Below are 21,609 nucleotides of genomic sequence, written 5' to 3' on the forward strand. Positions count from 1 at the left end.
TTCCCAACTTGGGGCAGAACCCCAAACCCCGGGATATTTTCAGCCCGAAGAAGCAGACGGCCCGAAAAGGAAACGCCCGGTGAAAGCGGCCCCGCCGGTTTCACGCGCCGCAAAGAGGGCCATCCGGCCTGATGCGCGGCGCCTCCCCCTCAGGCCAGGAACCGGCCCGCAACCTCCCCGGCCATATAGCTGACCCGCCCGCCGGCTATCGTCGCGGCAACCCGCTGGGTTGCCTTGTCCAGCACCAGGATATCGGCGCGCTTGCCCGCCTCCAGCGTGCCGCGATCGTTAAGCCCCAGCAGCTGCGCAGGCCCCTCCGAGACCAGCCGCCAGGCGCCCGCCAGATCCAAGAGGCCGGAGCGCTCCAGCATCAGCGCTGCGCGCCGCGGGCTGGGATAGTGATAGTCTGAGGCCAGCGCATCGCACAGCCCCATGGCGATCAGCTCCAGGGCTGAGGCATTGCCCTTGTGCGAGCCGCCCCGCACCACATTGGGCGAGCCGAGAATAACAGGATCCCCGGCTGACCGCGCGGCCTCCGCCGCCTCCAGTGTCTCGGGAAACTCGGAAATCCGCGCGCCGCGCGCACGCCAGACGGCGCGGCCTTCTGCGGTCTGGTCGTCATGGCTGCCAAGCCGCACCCCCAGCGCCGCCAGCTCCGCACAGAGCGCATCCAAGCAGCCCGGCACCTCATCGCGGCGCGCGTGCATGTCCTGCATCATCTGCCAATGGACCTCCGGATTGCGCCCCGCCTTCAGCGCCTGGCCGGTGAGGCGCGGCGGCTTCTTGCCCGCCGCCAGCCGGTCATGCGGCAGGTGGTCGTTGAACACCACATAAGGCACCTGCCAGCCCGCCACCTTGGCGGCCAGCCCGGCGTATTCCTCCAGCATGTGGATCTCAAACCGCAGCTGCGGCAGCAGATCGGTCACGACGGAGTGGCGCACCGCCTTGATGGCCTCAAACACCTGCGCGGCAAACTCCGGGCTGCGCAGGCCGCCCTCCCAGGAGTAGAACTGCGCCAGCACCGCGGTGGTGATGCCATTGGCGGCCAGCTCGGCTTCGGCGGCCACAACACCCTCGGCCATCTGCTTCATCGCGCCGCGGCGCGGCGCCAGGTGGCGTTCAAACCCGTCGCCATGCACATCCACAATTCCCGGCAGCACCAGATAGCCCGACAGATCCACACGGCGTCCGGCGGGTGCCGGTGCCACATGCCCCTCCGCAAGGGCGATTTCTCCGCCGCGCTCCAGCCCGCCGGGGCGCAGGACATCGCCGCCCTGCAAGGTCAGTTCCAACGTCATTCCTCTGCCTCTTCACAGCCGCCATTCAGCTGGCAGGCCTCTGTGATGATCTCTTCCACCGCCGCCAGCCAGCCCAAGCCGGGCTCAAACCGCCCCTCTTCCAGGAAATGCAGCGCCTGCGCCATCACTTGCGGGTTGTTCATCATGTAGGTGTGGGTGACCGGCAGCGTCAGATGCGCCGCCATGCCTGCAACCTTGGTGCTGTCGACCGACACCTTGCCGTCATCCTCCCCCGGGATCAGAGAGGAAAACAGCGGGTTCAGCGTCTCATTGCCCGCAATCACCCCCAGCTCGAAATCGACCGGCGGCAGGCGCCGCGGCAGGCTCTCCGCCCCGGTGCCCAGCTGCAGCCCGGCAGGCCCGTTCAGCAGCCCGAACACCTCCCAGTCGCCCAGCTCGTCCACCAGCTCGCTGCCCTGGTTGGGCGGCCCCATCATCACCACCCGGCCCAGATTGCCCGGATGATTGTCCTGCAGCCAGTAGCGCAGCAGGATGCCCCCCATCGAGTGGCTGACCACATGGGTGGTTTCCGCGCCGCAGGCGGCAAAGGCCTCCGGCAGGGTCTCCTGCGCCAGCACCTGAATGGCCGCCTCGGTGGAAGCATAGCCGGGCCGCACCACGCTGTAGCCGCGCGACTGCAAGACCTCCTCCATCACCGCAAAGGAGGTCTCGGTGCGCGCCAATCCATGCAGCAGGATCACGCAATCGGCCGCCGCGGGCAGCGGCAGCAGCGCCGCAGCAGCGGCCAGCAGGGGTTTTGCAAAATAACGCATGGCGCCCAGATAAGCGCAAGCGGCGGCGCAGGGAAGACCCCGCGGTCAGCCGGCGGTGCGTTTGGCCGGCTGCGCCTTGCGCCCCGGCGCCCGCAGCACCACCAGCGCAATGCCGCCCAGCACTGCCGCGCTGCCAAACAGCAGCCGCAGGGTGACGGTCTCGCCCAGCAGCACGGCCCCCGCCAGGATCGCAATCACCGGCACGCTCAGCTGCACGGTGGCGGCCACCGCGGGCAGGATCTGCGGCAGCAGCCGGTACCACAGCGCATAGCCCATGCCCGAGGTCACCGCCCCCGACAGCACCGCCAGCGACGCGCCGTACAGGCTGACCGTGCTGCCGCCCAGCCAGAGCGCCACCGGCAGAAACATTGCCGTGGACCACAGGAAATTCACCGCCGTCGCTGCCAGCGGCTGCGCCGCCCCGCGCCCCAGGATGCTGTAGATCCCCCAGCCCAGGCCAGCCGCCGCCATCAGCAGCGACGCGCCCAGGGGCGTTGCGCCGGACCCGTCGGGCCAGACCACATAGGCCAGCCCCAGAAAGGCCAGCACCGCGCCCGCCAGTTGTCCGCCGCTGACCGGATTGCCCCGGACCGCCCCCCACAGGAACATCGACACCTGCACCACACCGAACAGCACCAGCGCGCCAAGGCCTGCGTCAAGCTGCTGATAGGCCAGCGAAAACCCCGCGATATAAAGCGTCAGCGCCGCCCCGCCCCCAAGGCTCGCCCGCAGGCCCTGGCGCACCGCCAGCCCCTGCACCTGGCACAACACCACCAGCATGGCAGCGCCGGAGGCCAGCCGCAGCAGGCCAAAGCTGCCCGCATCCATATGCCCGCCCCCGATCGCCAGCCGGCTGAGGATGGAGTTTGCGGCAAAGGCCGCCATGGTGAGGGAGACGAGACAAAACAGGCGCATGGCGAACGGGTAGCGCGGCCGGGAGTGCGGGGCCAGTGAAATTTCCGCGGCGCGTGCTTCAAGGCACCCCGCCCCCTTTCATCTTTCCCCAAATACTCCCGCAGGAGGCAGGCCCGCACCGCGGGCCGTCCTTAACCTCTCAAGACGAAAAGGGGCTGCCCTCTCAGGCAGCCCCAAAGTCGCGTCTTTGAGCGGCGGGCTCTCGGCAGATTGGCCTGTCCGGCCAATCGCCTGTCGCCTCATCCCAAATCCCGATGGGATTTGTGATTACATCATGCCGCCCATGCCGCCCATGCCGCCCATGTCGGGCATGCCGCCGCCTGCGCCTTCTTTGGCGGGCTTGTCGGCAACCATGGCTTCGGTGGTGATCAGCAGACCTGCAACCGAGGCCGCGTCTTCCAGCGCGGTGCGGGTCACTTTGGCCGGGTCGATCACGCCGAAGGAGAACATGTCGCCATATTCATCGGTCTGCGCGTTGTAGCCGAAGTTCTTGTCGGAGGACTCGCGGACCTTGCCGGCAACCACGGCACCGTCGACGCCTGCGTTTTCGGCGATCTGGCGCAGCGGCGCTTCGATGGCCTTGCGGACGATGTTGATGCCTGCGTTCTGGTCGGCGTTGGCGCCTTCCAGGCCGTCCAGGCCTTTGCCTGCCTGCACCAGGGCAACACCGCCGCCGACGATCACGCCTTCCTGCACGGCTGCGCGGGTGGCGTTCAGCGCATCGTCCACACGGTCCTTGCGCTCTTTCACTTCGACTTCGGTCATGCCGCCGACGCGGATCACGGCCACGCCGCCTGCCAGTTTGGCAACGCGTTCCTGCAGCTTCTCGCGGTCGTAGTCAGAGGTGGTCTCTTCGATCTGGGTGCGGATCTGGGCAACGCGTGCTTCGATCTCGGCCTTCTCGCCAGCGCCGTCGACGATGGTGGTTTCGTCTTTGGTGATGGAGATTTTCTTGGCGGTGCCCAGCATGTCCATGGTGACGGACTCGAGCTTCATGCCCAGATCCTCGGAGATCACCTGGCCGCCGGTCAGGATCGCGATGTCCTGCAGCATGGCCTTGCGGCGGTCGCCGAAGCCCGGTGCCTTGACGGCTGCGATTTTCAGGCCGCCGCGCAGCTTGTTGACAACCAGGGTTGCCAGCGCTTCGCCTTCGACGTCCTCAGCAATGATCAGCAGCGGCTTCTGCGACTGGATCACCTGCTCCAGCAGCGGCACCATCGGCTGCAGCGAAGACAGTTTCTTCTCGTGCAGCAGGATCATGCAGTCTTCCAGATCCGCGACCATCTTGTCGGGATTGGTGACGAAATAGGGCGACAGGTAGCCGCGGTCGAACTGCATGCCCTCGACCACGTCGGTCTCGGTTTCCATGCCTTTGTTCTCTTCGACGGTGATGACGCCTTCGTTGCCGACCTTCTGCATCGCGTCAGCGATCTGGCGGCCGATTTCAGCTTCGCCGTTGGCGGAGATGGTGCCAACCTGAGCGACTTCAGCGGAGTCGTTCACCGGGCGGGCCATGTCCTTGATGCCCTGCACGACTTTGGCGGTTGCCAGGTCGATGCCGCGCTTCAGGTCCATCGGGTTCAGGCCGGCTGCAACCTGCTTCAGGCCTTCCTTGACGATTGCCTGGGCCAGAACGGTTGCGGTGGTGGTGCCGTCACCGGCTTCGTCGTTGGTGCGGGAAGCAACTTCCTTCACCATCTGGGCGCCCATGTTCTCGAACTTGTCTTCCAGTTCGATTTCCTTCGCCACGGACACGCCGTCCTTGGTGATGCGCGGTGCGCCGAAGGATTTGTCCAGAACCACGTTGCGGCCTTTCGGGCCCAGGGTCACTTTCACGGCATCGGCCAGAATGTTGACGCCGCGCAGCATGCGGTTGCGGGCATCGGTGTCGAATTTGACGTCCTTAGCAGCCATTTTTCACTCTCCTAGAGTAATCTGTAATTGTCAGCGAGGAATGGGATCAGAGCAGGCCCGCGGGCTTACTCGATGATGCCCATGATGTCGCTTTCCTTCATCATCAGCAGCTCTTCGCCGTCGACGGTGATCTCAGTGCCGGACCACTTGCCGAACATGATGCGGTCGCCGGATTTGACGGCCATCTCGATCAGCTCGCCGCTGTCCTTGCGGGCGCCTGCGCCGCAAGCAACCACAACGCCTTCGCTCGGCTTTTCCTTGGCGGAATCGGGGATGATCAGGCCGCCCGCGGTTTTTTCTTCGCTTTCGGTGCGGCGCACCAGCACGCGGTCATGAAGCGGTTTCAATGCCATCTTTGCAGCTCCTTAGAAAGGCTCAAAGGTTGTTATCTGTTGGACCTCCGCCTCTCCGGCGGGGCCGTTATCACTCACACGGGGTGAGTGCTAACGAACGGGAAGCTAGGCATCGGGCCGGGCCGAGTCAACATCTTCCGGCAAGAAAACTCGCAGGAAATTGCGCAACGCAGCGGACTTCCTGCGAGATGCCTGCAAGGCAATGATTTTGAAGCCAAAATCAGGCGGCCTTCACTGCTGCTGCCCGGCCCCGCCTAGGCTTCCCAGCTTTCGGCCCAATGGACAAGGCCAGCGCGGCCCGCCTCGGTCAGCTGGTAGACCCCGGTCTCTACCCGTTCGAACCAGCCGTAATGGTTGCTGGCCATCAGCCGGGTGGCGCGGGCCACGCCGGTGGCCCTGGCAACCTCAGCCCCCTTGCAGGCGCCCGCCCCGGCCAGATGCGCCGCGCAGGCCAGCGCGTCCTGGCGGTAGGCGGTGACGATGCCGTGCCGGGTGGCGCCGCCTGCGTTCGGGTCGCCGCGCAGGGCCTGAAACTCGCGCAACAGCCGCGCCTGCTTCTTCTTCGATTTGCGCGGGCTGTACGGCCCCGGGTCGCAATGCACCTCCGCCCGGCCGTCTGCCAGCACCGTGATCAGCCCCAGCCCCAGCCGCCGGCACATCGCCAGATTGTCCTTCAGCATCCGCCGCGCCTGCCGCCCCCCGGGCCGCGGCACCGCGATATAGACGTGATCGGTGATCGCCAGCCGGGCCACCGCCTGATGGAACAGCGACAGCGCGAACTTCAGCTTCAGCTCGACAATCACCGGCGGCTCGGCGCCGCGGACAGCCACCACATCGGCAGCCCCCACCTCGCCCTTCACGGCATAGCCCTGGGCCTCCAGCAGCGCCTTCACCGGCGCATAAAGCTGATCCTCGCGTTCCATGCCGCCATGACTGGCAGCAAGCGCCGCCGAAGGCAATCCGCCGCGCGGTTTTACGCCCCAGGCGGCAGGTTTTACATTGCCGCACCCCCTGCCCCGCCCTAGGGTCATATATTCAGTCCACAGTACCGGACCTCCGGGGAAAGGGCGCTTGATGAAACCGATTGCACTTGCCTTGGCCCTGTTCCTGCAGGCCACGGCCGGCCTGGCCGCCTGCCGGGGCATCGACTACCGCGACCACCTGCCGCCCGCCACCGAAGCGCGGCTGGAGCGCGAGATGGCCGCCACCCCGTTTTCCCGCGGCAATCACTGGGTTGCGACCAAGGGCAATCGCACCATCCATGTGATCGGCACCATGCACGGCGGCGATTCCCGCATGGCCAAGGTGATGCGCAACCTGCGCCCGGCGCTGGCCTCGGCCCAGGCGGTCTACCTGGAAACCCTGCAGCCCGGAATGGAGACGCCGGACACCATGCCCGCGTCCCTCGCCAGCAGCTTCCTGCTGCCGCAGGGACAAGAGCTGCGGCACCTGCTGGGCAAGGAGGCCTGGCAGCATTTCGAACTGACCGCGCGGGTCTCCGGCGCCAATCTGGACACCATGAACCGGATGCAGCCCTGGGCGGTGTCGATGTTCCTGGTGCAAAGCGGCTGCCGCCCCTACGGCTTTGGCCTGAAACGCGGGCTGGACGACCGGATCGCCGGTTTCGCCAGCCGCAAGCGGATCCCTGTGGGGGCGCTGGAAACACCGGCGCAGGCGCTGACGGCGATTGCCAGCCTGCCGCTGCGCGACCAGGCGCGGATGCTGGAGCTGGAGCTGGAGCTGGTGCGCTCCTCCAAGCCCGAGGACGCCACCCCGGTGGAGGCCTATTTCGACCAGAGCGTCTGGACCGCCTTCGTGCTGGCGCCCTGGGTCAGCGCCCAGTACAGCAGCTTTTCCGGCGCCGAGACCGCGCGGCTGTGGCGCCAGTACAATGACCGCCTGCTGGACCAGCGCAACAAGCGCTGGATGAAGGTGATCCTGGGCGCCCGGCAGGAGCGGATCGTGGTTGCGGTCGGCGCGGCGCATCTGCCCGGCAAGAACGGGGTCTTGAACCTGCTGCACCGGCAGGGCTTCAGCCTCACCCGCGCCGCGTGGTAGACCCGGTGCATCGCGGTTTCCTTCTCCCGTTTCAGGAGCTGTCTGCCATGCGGATTTTCCTCACCACCGTCTTTCTGCTGCTGCCCGCCGCGCTGTGGGCGGGCTGCACCGGCACCGACCTGCGCACCACCCTTGCGGCCGGCGATCTGGCCCGCCTCCAGGCGCGGGCCGCAGCCGCCCCCTTTGCCGAAGGCAACCACTGGATCGCCCGCCGCGGCACCCGCACCGTGCATGTGATCGGCACCATGCACATCAATGATCCGCGGATGGAGGGGATCACTGAGGCCCTGGCCCCGGTTGTGCGCCAGGCGGATCTCTTGCTGATGGAGGCCAGCCCCGCCGACAAGGCCGCCTTCGAACGGAAACTGGGCCGCACCCCGTCGCTGATGCTGATCACCGAAGGGCCGACACTGATCGACCGGCTGCCGCAGGAGGAGTGGGACAGCCTGGCCGCCAAGGCCCGCAAGCACGGGGTCGCCCCCTGGATGGCCGCCAAGATGCGGCCCTGGTTCCTTGCCCTGTCAATGGCGGTGCCGCCCTGCGTGCTGCGCCAGCCGGACATCAAGAACGGCCTCGACCTGCGGCTGGCCGCCGCCGCGGAGCAGGCCGGGGTGCCCATCCGCTCGCTGGAGGATCCGATGAGCGTGATCCGGATGCTGGACGGCGACCCGCTGGAGGAGCAGGTCCGCCAGCTGCGCGCCTATACCGCGCTGCTGGGCGGCGGCCAGGACGATTTCTTCACCATGTCGGAGGCCTATTTCGACCAGCAGGTGCTGCACGCGCTGCTGCTGAGCGAGCAGGCGTTTCTGGAAAACGGCGCCCTGACCCGGGCGGAGCGCGAGGAGATGTGGGCAGAGGCAATGCAGCAGCTTCTGGACCAGCGCAACCGGTCCTGGATTCCGGTGATCGAAGCCGCCGGGGCCGGCACCCTCGTGGTGGCCGCCGGGGCGCTGCATCTGCCGGGGGAAAACGGCGTGCTCAACCTGCTGCAGCAGCAGGGCTACAGCCTGGAGCGCGCCCCGTTCTGACCACATCGCCGCATTGCAGCAGCTGCGGGGTGACAAGCCTGCGCGCCGCCCCTATAAGGCGCGCAAATCTCCCCTTTTTGGACTCATGAGTGAACAGGACAGTCACATGACCATTCAAGTTTTCGGCCATAAATCCCCCGACACCGATTCCACCGGCTCCCCGATCGTCTGGGCCTGGTACCTGAACGAGGTGAAGGGCGTTGCCGCCGAGCCCAAGCTGCTGGGCGAGCCGAACACCGAAGCCGCCTTCATGCTGCAGCGCTGGGGCCTGGAGAAGCCGGAAATCATCGCCGATGTGGCCGATGACGCCGCAGTGGTGATCGTCGACACCAACAACCCGGCAGAGCTGCCCGCCAACATCAACGGCGCCGATGTGCAGGCGATCATCGACCACCATAAGCTGGTCGGCGGCCTGGAAACCAAAGGCCCGATCGACATCACCATCCGCCCGCTGGCCTGCACCGCCACCATCATGATCGACCTGATGGGCGACGACGCGGCCAAGATGCCCGAAGCCATCAAGGGCGCGGCGCTGACCTGCATCCTGTCCGACACCCTGGAATTCCGCTCGCCCACCACCACCGCGCATGACAAGGCCGTGGCCGAGAAGCTGGCTGCCGATCTGGGCATCAATGTCTCCGAATACGCCGCCGAGATGTTTGCCGCGAAATCCGACGTCTCCTCCTTCTCCGATGCGGAGCTGCTGCGGATGGACTCCAAGGAGTATGAGGTCGACGGCACCAAGTTCCGCGTCTCCGTGCTGGAAACCACCGCGCCGGCCGTGGTGCTGGACCGCAAGGCGTCGCTGATGGACACCATGACCACCGTTGCAGCCGAGGACGGCGTCGACCAGGTGCTGCTGTTCGTGGTCGACATCCTGAACGAGGAAGCCACCCTGCTGGTGCCCAACGATCTGGTCAAGACCGTGGCCGCGAAGTCCTTCGGCGCCGAAGCCGCAGGCGACACCGTGGTGCTGCCGGGTATCATGTCCCGCAAAAAGCAGATCATTCCGAACCTGAAAGTCTGATCCGCCTCAGGTCTGTGAAACGCAAAAGGCGCCCCGCGGGGCGCCTTTTCTTATGCGCAGCCGGTGGTGTTGCGGCGCGGGCCTTGCGGCAAGGCGGCGGGGTTACAGCCCCAGATCCCGGCTGATCCTGCCGAACAGGCGCTGCTGGCTGTTGCCGTTGACCTGCTTGCCGGGCTTGTGCCGGTACCAGTCGCCGTCCTCGTTCAGGTAACGCTCCCACACGGTGCCGTCCGGAGCGGTGACGAACTGCCAGCAGCTCTTGTGCGGATAGGCCTTGACCGCACCGCCTTCGGCCTTGTGCCAGTTGGCCTCGCGGCACAGCTTGCCCTGGCGCGTCACGTACCACTTGCCGATGCCAACCGCGTCCTTGGTTTTGTTGATGCCCTGGAACCGGCCGCCGGGGCCCCAATAGGCGTGGCCGCCGCTGTTCCAGTTCGAGGTCTTGCCCGCATAAAGCTGCAGGATGACCTCGGGCGGGGTCGCCTTGGCGCCCTTCGGCTTGCCGCCGGCCAAAGCCGATGCTGCGGGCATGGCTGCCAGAAGGCAGACCGCCATGGCCAGCTGGACGTTTTGCTTAACGGATATCATTTCCTCCCCCCTTTCATTCCTGACACGGGTTGCGCGCCCGCCCGGGAAGAGGCCTCTGGCAGGCGCTGCCAGCTACGGCCGGCACCGCCCCCCGGCGTACCTGATGCCCCTGAACGCCAGGGGCCGCCGTTACTCGTTACAAACTTGCGCCTGCCAGACACGGAACCCCAGCCGATGGGCCGGGCCGCCAAATCAGGGTGCCGGAAACCCGGCCGGGCGCCAACCTATCGAAATGGATAGGGTTTCGGGTGCGCCCGCTGCCGGGCGGCGCGGTCGGCGGCCGCTGGTTCCGGACCGCCGGCCGCAGGCAGGGCTCAGGCAGATCTGGGGAGCGGCGTGTCCTCCTGCGGCCAGCCCTCGCTGCCGTCGTTGAAGTCTTCCCAGCGGGCATCCTCCAGGTCCAGATTGGCCGCCTCAGGCTCTGGCAGGGAGAGGTCCGCCGGATGAGCCGCGGGGATGTCTTCCCAGGACTCGGCAGCCGGCATCTGCACAGCCGCCGCGCCCGGCCCGTCGCGCAGGATGAACTGGCCGACCAGCCGGTTGAGGCCCACGGTCTCGGCGTTCATCGCGCGGATGGCAGACCCGGATTGCTCCACCATGGAGGCGTTCTGCTGGGTCACCGAGTCGAGCTGGGAGACGCCGATATTGATCTCGTTCAGACCCTGCGCCTGTTCGGCGGATTCGCTGGAGATGCCCGACACCAGCTCGGCGATGTTGCTGACCTGGCTGACCACCGTGCTCAGCGCCTTGCCGGCGCCGTCCACCTTGCGCACGCCGTCCTCCACATGGGCGGAGCTGGTGCTGATCAGGGTCTTGATTTCACTGGCCGCCTGCGAGGAGCGCTGCGCCAGCGCCCGCACTTCGGAGGCCACCACCGCAAAGCCGCGGCCGACCTCGCCCGCGCGGGCCGCCTCGACCCCGGCGTTGAGCGCCAGGAGGTTGGTCTGGAAGGCGATGTCGTCGATCACGCCGATAATCTGCGAGATTTGCTGGGAAGAGGATTCGATCGCGTTCATCGCGCTGACGGCGCCTTCGACCACCTGGCCGCTGTGCTCCACATCCGCGCGGGCGGAGTTCACCACCTCCTGCACTTCCTGGGCGTTGCGGGCCGAGGAGTTGACGCTGGCGGTCATCTGCTCCAGCGCGGCGGCGGTCTGCTCCAGGGTGGCCGCCTGGCTTTCGGTGCGCGACGACAGATCCTCCGACGCGGTCTGGATTTCCCCCGACTGCCGCTGGATCCGGACGCCGGCCTGCACCACCTCTGACATCAGCTCGTTCAGCCTGTCGACGGTTTCATTGTAATGCACCCGCAGCGGGTCGTAATCGGCGGCGAACGGTTCGGCGATCCGGTCGCTCAGATCCCCGTTCGACAGCCGCTTGAGGCCCTTGCGCAGGCGCTCGATCACCTGCTCGCTTTCCTGGCGCAGCGCATTCTGCTCCTCCAGGGCGGAGATCACCCGGGCCGACACCTTGTCGATGGCGCTGGCAATATCGCCGAAATCATCATCCCGCATCCTGTCGGCCACCTTGATGCCGAACTCCCCTTCGGCCACCTCCTGCAGGGCCGCACGCAGCCGGCCGACGGGCCGCACGACGTTCTGTGTCATCTTGCGGGCATTGTAGATGGACAGAAGGATCAGGGCAGCGGACACCGCGAGCAGCGAATACAGCAGCATCATGTCATGCGCGCGGGCCGACACGGCGGTGGCGCGCGCGTTGCTGACGATCGTGTCCCCCAGCGGGCCGAGGACAGCGCCAAGCGCGCCGGATTGGTCCTGAAACGCGGACAGAGCTGCCTCCAGCCCGGCCCCGCCGCTGAGCGCGGTGTCAATGGTGTCGCCGGCGGAGCGCAGAAACTGATCCATCTGCGGCAGGGCGGCTTCCAGAAGACCGCGTTCTTCCGCCTGAAGCTCCATCGCCTGCAGGGCCGACAGTTCTTCGCGGAAGACCGCATCCTTCTCCGCCGCCTTGGCCCGGGTATCTGCCTTCTGCTCCGCCGTGCCATCGGCCCCGACCAGCACGGCGGCAAGCACCGAAGCCTCCACCGCGTCGTGCATCATGTCCGCCCGCAGCACATGGCGGGACACCTGGGTTGCGGTGATCTGACGCTCCAGCTCAAGCTCGCTCTGCCAGAGGCTGTAGACCGCAAAAGAGGACAGGATCAGGATCGCGGCGACGGAAATGACACCGGCAATGAGAAACCGGGTCTTCATGGATAAAGTACGGAACATGGGAAACACACCTTGAAGCTGTTTTCAGAGGCGATCTTTCACGCTTACATTTAATCAAACCTGAAGGCGCAGAGGCACCGGCGGGGTTTTTACGCTGAATTTTCGGAGCAGCGCCTGCCGCCGCCGCACTGGCCTTCGCCAGGAGCCTCTGCCATAGGTGGAACAAAGGACCTTTTTTGTGTGGAAGAAGCTGCCATGACCCAGATCATCTCCTCCCTTTCCGAAGTTTCCGGCCGGTATAAGGCGCTGTTCGTCGACCTGTGGGGCTGTGTGCACAACGGGATCACCGCCTTTCCCGAAGCGGTGGCGGCGCTGCAGGCGTACCGGGCGGAGGGCGGCATCGTGGTGCTGGTCACCAATTCGCCGAAACCGCGCGCGGGCGTGGCGGCGCAGCTGGGGCAGTTCAACGTGCCGCAGGACGCCTATGACACCATTGCCACCAGCGGCGATTCCGCGCGGGCGGCGATGTTCACCGGGGCGGTTGGCAACAAGGTCTATTTCATGGGCGAGTGGGAGCGCGATGCGGGCTTTTTCGAGCCGCTGCATGTGATCCACGATCCGGTGGAGATCACCCGGGTGCCGCTGAAGGAGGCCGAGGGCATCGTCTGCTGCGGCCCGTTCGACCCCCATGCGGATCCGGCGGTGAACCGGCCCGATTTCCTGTATGCCAAGCAGATGGGGATGAAGCTGCTGTGCGCCAATCCCGACATCGTGGTGGACCGCGGCGAGACGCGGGAGTGGTGCGCGGGCGCGCTGGCGCGGCTGTATACCGAGATGGGCGGCGAGAGCCTGTATTTCGGCAAGCCGCATCCGCCGATCTATGACCTGGCGCGCCGCCGCCTGGCGGAGCTGGGCCAGGACGTTGCGGATGCGGATATCCTGGCGATCGGCGACGGGCCGCACACTGATATCGCCGGCGCCATGGGCGAAGGCATTGATTCCCTGTTCATCACCGGCGGCCTGGCAGCCAGTGAGACAAAAACATCGGTCCAGCCTGACCCGGCGGCGCTGGAGGCCTATCTGCAAAAGGAGCAGGCCAGCGCGGCCTATGCCATTGGTTTCCTGCGCTAAACCGCCCCTGCCCGGCCCCTGCGACCGGGCATCGCGCAGCATCTGCCACCCCGACCCCGCCGCAACAGGCGGGGTTTTCTTTTGTCAAACCCTCTTGATTTTCTGCAACTGCAAAGTAATAAAGTTGCGCAAGCGGGCAATGGAGCGCGCAATTATTTCATCGGCGCCTGAGGCCAGACAGGTGAACGGAGGATCGAATGTTGGACAACATGCCGCGCGGGACCATCTGCATCGAAGACATCGAGATGGGCATGGTGCGCTACTTGCGCAAAGTTATCACCGATGAGGACATCCAGATGTTTGCCGAGGTATCCACCGACCGCAATCCGGTGCATCTGGACGACGCCTATGCCCGGGACACCATTTTCGAGGGCCGGATCGCGCATGGGATGCTGACAGCGGGGCTGATCTCGGCGGTGATCGGCGAGCAGCTGCCCGGCCATGGCACCATCTACATGAGCCAGTCGCTGAAGTTCCTGGCCCCGGTGCGGCCGGGCGATCTGGTGCTGGCGGAGGTCGAGGTGACCGACATCGTGATCGACAAGCGCCGGGTCAAGCTGGACTGCCGCTGCATCGTCGACGGCAAGAAGGTGCTGGTGGGCGAAGCCATGGTGATGGCGCCGTCGCGCAAGTTCGACTGAGTTTTCCGCACGCAGCCGTTTCAGCCGCCGGGGGCCTTTGCCCTTGGCGGTTTTGCTTTTCTGGTCTTTGTTGGTCCGGTCTTTCCGTGCCGCTGTGCCTGTGTCCCAGTTAAGGGGGCGGCGCCGCCGGATGGAGGTGGACAGACCCCGCAGGGGGCCTGCTCGGACAAGCTCGCTTGGACGACCCCCTTTTTATCAGGGCCGGTCTCCGGGGTGTTGCGCAGGCAGCTCCACAGATGCCTGCGCCTCGTATCATGGCCCCGCGCGCGGGAACCATGGCTGGGGGATCGCGATCATTTGTGAGTTTGGCATAGTGGCATAAGGATTGCGTGAAGGGGGCGTACGGCGGGGACGCAACACCCTGCGAGCTTCCTCTCGCCGCCCGGAACAAGGCGCGCAGCGCCGCCGGGCGGGCGGGCGCTCGCCCGGCTCCCCTCCCTCCCCCGCCACTGGCCGCTTGAACCGCCGCGCGGCTGCGGGTACGGATGCGCCATGCGTATCGTCAGAGATTTTGAATTCGTCGAACACCAGGACCGGGGCGCCACCGTTGCCATCGGCAACTTCGACGGCGTGCATCTGGGCCATCAGTCGGTGATCGAGCTGGCCCGCAAGGCCGTCCCCGGCGCGCCCTTGGGGGTGATGACGTTCGAGCCGCACCCGCGCGAGTATTTTGCGCCCGACAGCCCGCCTTTCCGGCTGATGCGCGCCGAGACCCGGGCCCACCGGCTGGAGAAGCTGGGGGTGGAGCGGCTTTACGAGCTGAACTTCAACACCGCGCTGTCGAGCCTGACGCCGGAGGAGTTTGCCCGCGATGTGATCTCCGAAGGGCTGGGGTTGCGCCATGTGGTCGTCGGCGCCGATTTCTGTTTCGGCAAGGGGCGTGCGGGCGATGCCGCGGACTTGCAGCGCTTTGGCGAGCAGTACGGGTTTGGCGTCACCATTGCGCCCTTGATGGAATATTCCGAACACGCGGTGTCCTCCACCGCGATCCGCAATGCCTTGAGCGAAGGCCGGCCTGCGGATGCACGGGCGATGCTGGGCCACTGGCACCGGATCGAGGGCGTGGTGATCGGCGGCGAGCAGCGCGGGCGGGAGCTGGGCTTTCCGACCGCCAACATGTCGATCGACGGGCTGCACCAGCCGCGGTTCGGCGTCTATGCGGTGCTGGTCGATGTTCTGGACGGGCCGCATAAGGGCAGCTACTTCGGTGCGGCCTCGATCGGGGTGCGGCCGATGTTCGGCGGCGTGGTGCCGAATATCGAGACCTATCTGTTTGATTTCTCCGGCGACCTTTATGGCGCGACCCTGTCGGTGGGGCTGGTGGAATTCCTGCGGCCTGAGCTGAAGTTCGACGGGCTGGAGGCGCTGACCGCGCAGATGGATGCGGATTGCGCCCGGGCGCGCGAAATCCTGGCGGCGCTATGAGACGGGGCAAGGATGTGATCGACCGCTCCGGTCTGGGCGCGCGGTTCTGGGAGAAGAAGCCGCTGGCCAAGCTGAGCCAGAAGGAATGGGAAGCGCTGTGCGACGGCTGCGGCAAGTGCTGCCTGAACAAGCTGGAGGACGAGGACAGCGGCGAGGTGGCGCTGACCCGGGTGGCCTGCCGCCTGCTGGACGACAGCACCTGCCGCTGCGCGCAGTATCCGATCCGCCATCAGTTCGTGCCGGAATGCATCGTGCTGAAACCGGACAACCTGGACACCCACGCCTATTGGATGCCGCAGACCTGCGCCTACCGTCTCTTGTGGCAGGGCAAGCCGCTGCCGGAGTGGCACCCGCTGCTGACCGGCACGCCGGAAAGCGTGCATGAGGCAGGCGTGTCGGTGCGCGGCTGGACGGTGTCGGAGTTCGAGATCGCCGAAGAAGACTGGGAAGACCACATCATCGACGAGCCCCTGGGCTGAGCGGGCCCGCCGGGGCGCGCGGGAGCGCGCGGGGATCGCGGTCAATTTGACGCGCATCCGATGCAACCATTGGTTGCAAATCTCCCTATTCAGGCCGAAACTGCTGCCAGCCGGTTGCGGCGGCCGCCTGTCCGGGCGGCGGCTGAATGACCGGAGCAATCACAAGGGGCAGCAGAAAATGCCGTTTGAGCATGGCACCTATTTCACCGCCACGGACGAGCGCAGGGCCAAGGCCTTTCTGGCCGGTCAGGGGCTGAGCCCGCGGCAGGAAGCGGAGATCCGCGCCTGGCACCGGTCCAGGCTGAGCGCGCAGCTGTCGCTGTGGTCCTCGGCGGCGGCGGCGGCCGGGATTGCGCTGGGGTATTTCCTCGGCGGGGTGTTCTGACGTTCCGGCGGGCGGCCATTGCCGGCTTGGCAGCGGCGCGGGGCTGGCTTAGGTCTGGGAGCGGACAGCCGCAACAGAGCAAGGACCCCGCCCGATGCATTTCGCCTCAGACAATTCCGGCCCGGTGCCGCAGCAGATCCTCGACGCCCTGTCCGCAGCCAACCGGGGCTATGCCATGGGTTATGGGGCGGATGCGGAGATGGCCGAGGTGACGTCGCGGATCCGGGAGATTTTCGAGGCGCCGGAGGCGGCGGTGTATCTGGTCGCGACCGGCACCGCGGCCAATGTGCTGGCGCTGTCGACGCTGGCGCAGCCGTGGCAGACGGTGTTCTGCACCCGGCCCGCCCACATCAACATGGACGAATGCAACGCGCCGGAATTTTACACCGGCGGCGCCAAGCTGACGCTGGTGACGGAGGCGGACAAGATGACCTCCGAAGGCCTGCGCGCCGCCATCGAGGGTGAGGAAACCCGCGGCGTGCACGGGCCGCAGCGGGGGCCGGTGTCGCTGACCCAGGTAACGGAGTTCGGCACCGTCTACAGCCTGGCGGAGCTGCAAGCGGTCTGTGCGGCGGCCAAGGAATACGGGCTGCCGGTGCATATGGACGGCGCGCGGTTCACCAACGCGCTGGTGTCGCTGGGCTGCACGCCCGCCGAGATGACGTGGAAAGCGGGTGTGGATGCGGTGTCGTTCGGCGGCACCAAGAACGGCTGCCTGGGGGTGGAAGCGGTGATCTTCTTTGACCCCAGACACGCGGAGGAGTTCGAGTACCGGCGCAAGCGCGGCGCGCATCTGTTTTCCAAGCACCGGTATCTGTCGGCGCAGATGCTGGCCTATCTGAACGACGACCTGTGGCTGAAGAACGCCCGCGCGGCCAATGCCAAGGCGGCGCTGCTGGCCGAAGGGCTGGAGGCGGCGGGGGCGCATTTCACCCATCCGGCGCAGGCCAACATGGTCTTTGCCGCCCTGCCCCGCCGCAGGCATCAGGACCTGTTCGCGGCAGGCGCCATCTATCACCTGTGGGACGGGCTGCTGCAGGGGCCGGAGCATGAGCTGGTCACCGCGCGGTTCGTCTGCGACTGGTCGGTGCCGAACGAAGATATCCGGGCGTTCCTGTCGCTGCTTTGATCCTGGGGTTGGCGGCGGCTCCTGGCGGTCCTGCGCCCAGGGTTTAGGCCGGGCCGGCAATTCTTCCCCCGCATCCTTTCGCGCTCCCCTGCTGCTGCGGCCGGTTTTATGGTAGGATGACGGAAGCAGCGGGTAGCAAAACCCGCGTCGTGGGGCCCTGTGCGAGCAGCAATTGCCAGCAAGGGAGGGGACCTTCATGACACGATCCGACATTGACGGCGCGGCGCTGGAGTATGCCGCGGGCGGCGGGCTGCTGAGCCGCCGGGCGCTGCTGGCCTCAGCCGCGGCGGGGACCGCTGCGGGGCTGGCGCTGCCGGGCGCGGCGCGGGCGGAGGCGGAAATTCCCGAATGGACCAGGACCGCAGGCGCGCGGGCGCGCGGTTACGGTATGCCTGCGGCCGCTGAATCCGCGGTGCAGCGCGCCATCATCGAGCCGTGGCAGGATGTGGCGCCGGCCTTCAGCCTGTCGGGCACGCCGCACCACCGCCTGCGCGGCACCATCACCCCCAGCGGGCTGCATTTCGAGGTGCATCACGGCGGCCGTCCGGACATTGACCCGGCCCGCCACCGCCTGATGATCCACGGGCTGGTGGAGCGCCCGCTGCAGTTCAGCCGGGACGCGCTGGAGCGCTATCCGATGGTCACAGCCACCCATTTCCTGGAATGCGCCGGCAACAGCCTGTTCAACGCGGTGATGCCGGAGCCGATGCAGGCGGGCTGCGACATGCTGCATGGGCTGCTGTCGAACACCGAATGGACCGGCATTCCTCTGCGCGTGCTGATGGAAGAAGCCGGGGTGAAGCCCGAGGGCAAGTGGGTGGTTGCGGCTGGTGCCGACGGGCCGAGCCTGGCGCGGTCGATCCCGATGGAGAAGGTGATGAGCGACGGGATGCTGGCGCTCTACCAGAACGGCGAGCGGATCCGGCCCGAGCAGGGGTATCCGATGCGGCTGCTGCTGCCGGGGTTTGAGGGCAACATGAACATCAAGTGGCTGACCAGCCTGTGGGTGACGGAGGCGCCGGTCCATACCAAGGATGAATCGGGCGAATATACCGAGATCCTGGCCGATGGCTCCTCAGTCCAGTTCACCTTTGCGATGGGGGTGAAGTCGTTCATCACCCATCCGTCTTCGACCATGACGATGAGCGGGGCTGGATATTACGAGATTTCCGGGCTGGCCTGGACCGGCGCGGGCAAGGTCGCCAAGGTCGAGGTCTCTGCCGATGGCGGTCAGAGCTGGGCAGAGGCGGCGCTGGCCGGGCCGGTGCGGCCGCAGGCGCTGACGCGGTTCAGCCTGCCCTGGCACTGGGACGGCTCGCCCTTGGTGCTGATGAGCCGCGCAACGGACGAGACCGGCGCGGTGCAGCCTGCGCGCGCTGACTGGAAGGCGCGCTATCACGCGTCGAACTTCCTGCATTACAACGCCATACAGCCCTGGCAGATCACGGCAGAAGGAGCGGTTCAGAATGTCTATCTTTAAACTTGCTACCGCCGCCCTGCTGCTGACGGCCGCCGCCGCCCGCGCCGAAGGCCCCGGGCTGGGGCAGCCCCTGGATGCGGCAGATATTCCCTTTTATGCCACCTATGTGAAGCCCGATGGCACCGGCCTGCCCGAGGGCAGCGGCACGGCAGCGCAAGGGGCGGAGATTTATGCCGCGAACTGCGCCAGTTGCCACGGCAAGACCGGCAGCGAAGGGCCAGTGATGCCGCCGGTTGGCCCCAATGATGTCTGGGCCAAGCCCGCGGGGAGTTATTGGCCCTATGCCACCACGCTGTTTGATTACATCCGCCGGGCGATGCCGCTGGAGGCGCCGAAGTCGCTGAGCGATGACGAGGCCTATGCGCTGGCGGCCTATATCCTGGAGCGCAACGGGGTGATTGAGGCGGAGACCGCGATGACGGCTGAAACCTTGCCTGCGGTGAAAATGCCGAACCACGGCAATTTCCTGGATGTCTGGGCCAAGCAGGGGGCGAAGCCCTGGTGAGGGCGGGCCGGCCTTAGAACTTGCCGTTGTTGTTCTTCCATGCGCTGCGCGGCGGGATGGTCTCGACCGTATCCCAATGCTCAGCGATCTTGCCGTCTGCGATGCGGTAGAGATCGTAGAAGCTGGTATGGACGCCGCCTAGATGGCCTTCGCTGGCGCAGAGCACGAAATTGCCCTCCGCCAGCACGCGGTGGAGGCGCTGGTACTGGATGGCCGGCGCACCGCTGTCTGAGGCCGCCAGAGCCTCTCGCAGGGCGGGCAGACCGTCCGCCAGCTCCGGGCTGTGCTGGATAAGGTCATCGCGGACATAGTCGGGCAGCAGGTTCAGCTGCCGCCCGATCAGCACCTGTTCGGTGAAGCGGCGCGCGAGGGCGCGGTTGCCTTCTGTCTTGTCCAGGCCGGTGATCTCGGTTGCGCCGTCCTGCATCCCCCGGCCCGAAGGGTTGGGGCCGCGCAAGGGCTGGATGTTGTCCCAGTGCTCGACCGCCTTGCCGTCCTCGAAGCGGAACACCTCGAAGGCCGCGCGCAGGGAGGCAAAGTCATACTCGATATGGGCAAAGACGAAATCTCCATCCTCGAACACCCGTTTGAAGGCGACCTTGGGCGAGGTCCTGGCGAGGCGGGCAAAGAGGTCCGCCAGCCCCTCGCTGCCCTCATGGGTTTGCGGGTTGTGCTGGATGTATTTCGCCTCGTTGACGACCGCGGCGGCGGCGGGATCGCCGGTCTCCAAGCCCTTGAGGAGCGTTTTCTACAGGTCCTTTTTCGATGCCATCGGTGTGTCCCCCGCCGCTGCAGTCCGTGCTGCCCTATCCTTCCCTGCCTGCAGCGGCGGCGCAAAGGATTAGCCGGGCTGCCAGAACCCGCGCAGGAGGCCGGCGGTTTCCTGCGGGTGCGTCACCGGCAGCATGTGGCCTGCGCCGGGCACCGAGACGGCGCGGGCATTGCTCAGGCGGCGGGCGAGTCCCTTGGCAATCTCGGCCATCACCGGCGGGCTGTCCGAGCCGGTGAGCAGCAGGGCCGGCATCGTGACGGGATCCAAGGCCCCCGGCGCCAGGGTGGCGTTTTCATCCAGGTAGAGCGTGCCGTAGCTGGCCGGGATCACCGGCATTGCCCGCATCATCGCGGCGCGCAGCTGCTCTGGCAGGTCGGGCCATTTCGGCTCCCCCGGCCCCCAAAGGCGGTTGAACAGCCGGGTTGTCAGCTCCAGATCGCCCGCTTTCCAGGCGGCGTCGATGGGCTGGCTGTCCGCTTCGACCGCGGCCAGCACGTCCGGGGCGTCGGCCTTGGCCACGGCAAACAGAACCGGCTCGATCAGGGTCAGGCTGCGCACCAGATGCGGGCGCGCCATCGCCATGCGCAGGGCAACGGTGGCGCCAAAGGAATGGCCGACCAGATCCACCGGCTCTGTCAGCAGCGCAAGGCCCGCCTTTGCGTTCAGCAGCTGGTAATTGCCCTGCCCGTCCCAGTCCGGGCTGCGGCCGTGGCTCAGCATGTCAAAGGCGGTGAGGGTGATGTCCTGTGCCATCACCTCTGCCAGGCCGCGCCAGGCGCCGGAATGGGCCAGCGAGCAATGCACCGCCAGAACCTGCCGCGGGCCCTGCCCGAAGCTGCGCGAGAAGATACTGTCGAGCTGATCCGTCACGCTGCCGCCTCCGCCAGATGGGCGTCCAGATCTTCCAGCCGGTCCTGGCCCCAGAACCGGGCGCCGTCCGCCGTCACCCAGAACGGCGCGCCGAACACGCCGGCAGTGACCGCATCCTCGAGGTTTTGCGCATAGGTCTCCGCGCCGGCCAGGAGGCCGCTGTCCGCCAGCGCGGGGTCGAAGCCGGCGCCCGCGAGGCAGGCGCGGATCACCGCGTCGTCTGCGATGTCCTTCTCCTCCGCCCAGCAGGCGCGCAGGATGGAATGGACCAGCTCGCCCATATCGCCGCCGCCTGCGTTTTGCGCTGCAATGATGGCATAGGAGGACGGCGCTGCGTTGGCCGGCCAATGCGCAGGTTTCAGATTGATGGGCAGGCCCAGCTTATCCGCCTGCCGCTGCAGTTCGATCAGCCGGTATTCCTGCCGCGCCGGATGCCGCTCGCCCGGGGGCGTGCCGCCGGTGCGGGCAAACAGCGCCAGGATGTCCAGCGGCTTGCAGGTCACTTCGTCGCCGTGGCGGGCCGCAATCTGCCACGGGCGGGTCCCGGCGAGATAGGCAAAAGGCGAAAGAGTGGAAAAGTAGAAATCAATTGCTGCCATAGGCTGTATCTCCCGCTTAGAACTTTGCGCGACGGTAAGTGCATGATAAGCGGGGTTCAATATCACGA

At 66.6% G+C, this 21,609-nt stretch carries 22 protein-coding genes; 11 read left to right on the forward strand and 11 right to left on the reverse strand.

Features of this window, described 5'->3' with window-relative positions; all coding sequences use genetic code 11:
• Positions 1-149 precede the first annotated feature (149 nt).
• The 6 genes from DAEP_RS0109140 to DAEP_RS0109165 all read right to left on the reverse strand — a co-directional run bounded on the left by DAEP_RS0109140 (position 150) and on the right by DAEP_RS0109165 (position 6,176).
• Positions 150-1,298, reverse strand: coding sequence for an alpha-D-ribose 1-methylphosphonate 5-triphosphate diphosphatase (locus DAEP_RS0109140; RefSeq protein ID WP_027244440.1), 1,149 nt, complete (start codon positions 1,296-1,298; stop codon positions 150-152).
• On the reverse strand, positions 1,295-2,071 hold the full coding sequence (locus tag DAEP_RS0109145) for a lipase family protein (protein WP_027244441.1): 777 nt from the start codon (positions 2,069-2,071) through the stop codon (positions 1,295-1,297). The genes DAEP_RS0109140 and DAEP_RS0109145 overlap by 4 nt, the downstream gene beginning before the upstream one ends.
• Before the next feature lie 45 nt (positions 2,072-2,116).
• Positions 2,117-2,986: a DMT family transporter gene (locus DAEP_RS0109150; RefSeq protein WP_027244442.1), complete on the reverse strand. Its 870-nt coding sequence runs from the start codon at positions 2,984-2,986 to the stop codon at positions 2,117-2,119.
• A gap of 267 nt (positions 2,987-3,253) precedes the next feature.
• A complete protein-coding gene (groL, locus tag DAEP_RS0109155) occupies positions 3,254-4,900 on the reverse strand; it encodes a chaperonin GroEL (protein WP_008553267.1) in 1,647 nt (548 codons plus the stop codon).
• A 65-nt stretch (positions 4,901-4,965) separates the two neighbouring features.
• Positions 4,966-5,253, reverse strand: coding sequence for a co-chaperone GroES (locus DAEP_RS0109160; RefSeq protein WP_008554234.1), 288 nt, complete (start codon positions 5,251-5,253; stop codon positions 4,966-4,968).
• Positions 5,254-5,507: 254 nt separating this feature from the next.
• Positions 5,508-6,176, reverse strand: a complete 669-nt coding sequence (locus DAEP_RS0109165; protein ID WP_008554511.1) for a DUF2161 domain-containing phosphodiesterase — start codon at positions 6,174-6,176, stop codon at positions 5,508-5,510.
• Positions 6,177-6,327: 151 nt separating this feature from the next.
• Between DAEP_RS0109165 and DAEP_RS0109170 the strand changes: the two genes are divergently transcribed.
• The 3 genes from DAEP_RS0109170 (at position 6,328) to DAEP_RS0109180 (ending at position 9,366) form a co-directional block, all read left to right on the forward strand.
• The gene (locus tag DAEP_RS0109170; RefSeq protein ID WP_027244443.1) at positions 6,328-7,311 is read left to right on the forward strand and encodes a TraB/GumN family protein; all 984 of its coding nucleotides are present in this window, start codon (positions 6,328-6,330) and stop codon (positions 7,309-7,311) included.
• Between the two features lie 47 nt (positions 7,312-7,358).
• Positions 7,359-8,339: a TraB/GumN family protein gene (locus DAEP_RS0109175; protein ID WP_008556606.1), complete on the forward strand. Its 981-nt coding sequence runs from the start codon at positions 7,359-7,361 to the stop codon at positions 8,337-8,339.
• A 106-nt stretch (positions 8,340-8,445) separates the two neighbouring features.
• Positions 8,446-9,366: a manganese-dependent inorganic pyrophosphatase gene (locus tag DAEP_RS0109180; RefSeq protein ID WP_027244444.1), complete on the forward strand. Its 921-nt coding sequence runs from the start codon at positions 8,446-8,448 to the stop codon at positions 9,364-9,366.
• 102 nt (positions 9,367-9,468) lie between these two features.
• Here DAEP_RS0109180 and DAEP_RS0109185 read toward each other — a convergent pair whose 3' ends face one another.
• Entirely contained in the window at positions 9,469-9,954 is a 486-nt protein-coding gene (locus DAEP_RS0109185; RefSeq protein WP_027244445.1) for a DUF995 domain-containing protein, read from the reverse strand.
• A gap of 314 nt (positions 9,955-10,268) precedes the next feature.
• Complete coding sequence (locus DAEP_RS0109190) at positions 10,269-12,185, reverse strand: methyl-accepting chemotaxis protein (protein ID WP_027244446.1); 1,917 nt, start codon at positions 12,183-12,185, stop codon at positions 10,269-10,271.
• A gap of 195 nt (positions 12,186-12,380) precedes the next feature.
• On the opposite strand from DAEP_RS0109190, the gene DAEP_RS0109195 reads away from it, so the two are divergent.
• The 8 genes from DAEP_RS0109195 to DAEP_RS0109230 all read left to right on the forward strand — a co-directional run bounded on the left by DAEP_RS0109195 (position 12,381) and on the right by DAEP_RS0109230 (position 19,300).
• Positions 12,381-13,256 (forward strand): TIGR01459 family HAD-type hydrolase, encoded by an 876-nt coding sequence (locus DAEP_RS0109195; RefSeq protein ID WP_027244447.1) that lies wholly within the window; start codon positions 12,381-12,383, stop codon positions 13,254-13,256.
• Positions 13,257-13,453: 197 nt separating this feature from the next.
• Positions 13,454-13,897, forward strand: coding sequence for a MaoC family dehydratase (locus tag DAEP_RS0109200; protein ID WP_008557239.1), 444 nt, complete (start codon positions 13,454-13,456; stop codon positions 13,895-13,897).
• Between the two features lie 492 nt (positions 13,898-14,389).
• Positions 14,390-15,322, forward strand: coding sequence for a bifunctional riboflavin kinase/FAD synthetase (locus DAEP_RS0109205; protein ID WP_008553876.1), 933 nt, complete (start codon positions 14,390-14,392; stop codon positions 15,320-15,322).
• Positions 15,319-15,801: a YcgN family cysteine cluster protein gene (locus DAEP_RS0109210; protein ID WP_027244448.1), complete on the forward strand. Its 483-nt coding sequence runs from the start codon at positions 15,319-15,321 to the stop codon at positions 15,799-15,801. The genes DAEP_RS0109205 and DAEP_RS0109210 overlap by 4 nt, the downstream gene beginning before the upstream one ends.
• Before the next feature lie 178 nt (positions 15,802-15,979).
• Positions 15,980-16,186 carry a hypothetical protein gene (locus DAEP_RS0109215; protein WP_154665046.1) on the forward strand — a complete coding sequence of 69 codons (207 nt, stop codon included), beginning with the start codon at positions 15,980-15,982 and terminating at the stop codon, positions 16,184-16,186.
• Positions 16,187-16,280: 94 nt separating this feature from the next.
• Positions 16,281-17,315, forward strand: a complete 1,035-nt coding sequence (locus DAEP_RS0109220; RefSeq protein ID WP_027244450.1) for a threonine aldolase family protein — start codon at positions 16,281-16,283, stop codon at positions 17,313-17,315.
• Between the two features lie 196 nt (positions 17,316-17,511).
• The gene (gene soxC / locus DAEP_RS0109225) at positions 17,512-18,795 is read left to right on the forward strand and encodes a sulfite dehydrogenase (protein WP_027244451.1); all 1,284 of its coding nucleotides are present in this window, start codon (positions 17,512-17,514) and stop codon (positions 18,793-18,795) included.
• Complete coding sequence (locus DAEP_RS0109230) at positions 18,782-19,300, forward strand: c-type cytochrome (RefSeq protein WP_027244452.1); 519 nt, start codon at positions 18,782-18,784, stop codon at positions 19,298-19,300. Before soxC ends, DAEP_RS0109230 begins: the two co-directional genes overlap by 14 nt.
• Positions 19,301-19,313: 13 nt before the next feature.
• On the opposite strand, the gene DAEP_RS22555 is transcribed toward DAEP_RS0109230, so the two are convergent.
• The 3 genes from DAEP_RS22555 to DAEP_RS0109245 all read right to left on the reverse strand — a co-directional run bounded on the left by DAEP_RS22555 (position 19,314) and on the right by DAEP_RS0109245 (position 21,541).
• On the reverse strand, positions 19,314-20,030 hold the full coding sequence (locus DAEP_RS22555; RefSeq protein ID WP_051337354.1) for a nuclear transport factor 2 family protein: 717 nt from the start codon (positions 20,028-20,030) through the stop codon (positions 19,314-19,316).
• A gap of 111 nt (positions 20,031-20,141) precedes the next feature.
• The gene (locus tag DAEP_RS0109240; RefSeq protein ID WP_027244453.1) at positions 20,142-20,942 is read right to left on the reverse strand and encodes an alpha/beta fold hydrolase; all 801 of its coding nucleotides are present in this window, start codon (positions 20,940-20,942) and stop codon (positions 20,142-20,144) included.
• Entirely contained in the window at positions 20,939-21,541 is a 603-nt protein-coding gene (locus tag DAEP_RS0109245) for a 2-hydroxychromene-2-carboxylate isomerase (RefSeq protein WP_027244454.1), read from the reverse strand. The genes DAEP_RS0109240 and DAEP_RS0109245 overlap by 4 nt, the downstream gene beginning before the upstream one ends.
• Positions 21,542-21,609 lie beyond the last annotated feature (68 nt).

Origin of the sequence: Leisingera daeponensis DSM 23529, assembly GCF_000473145.1 — a bacterium.
Lineage (GTDB): Bacteria > Pseudomonadota > Alphaproteobacteria > Rhodobacterales > Rhodobacteraceae > Leisingera > Leisingera daeponensis.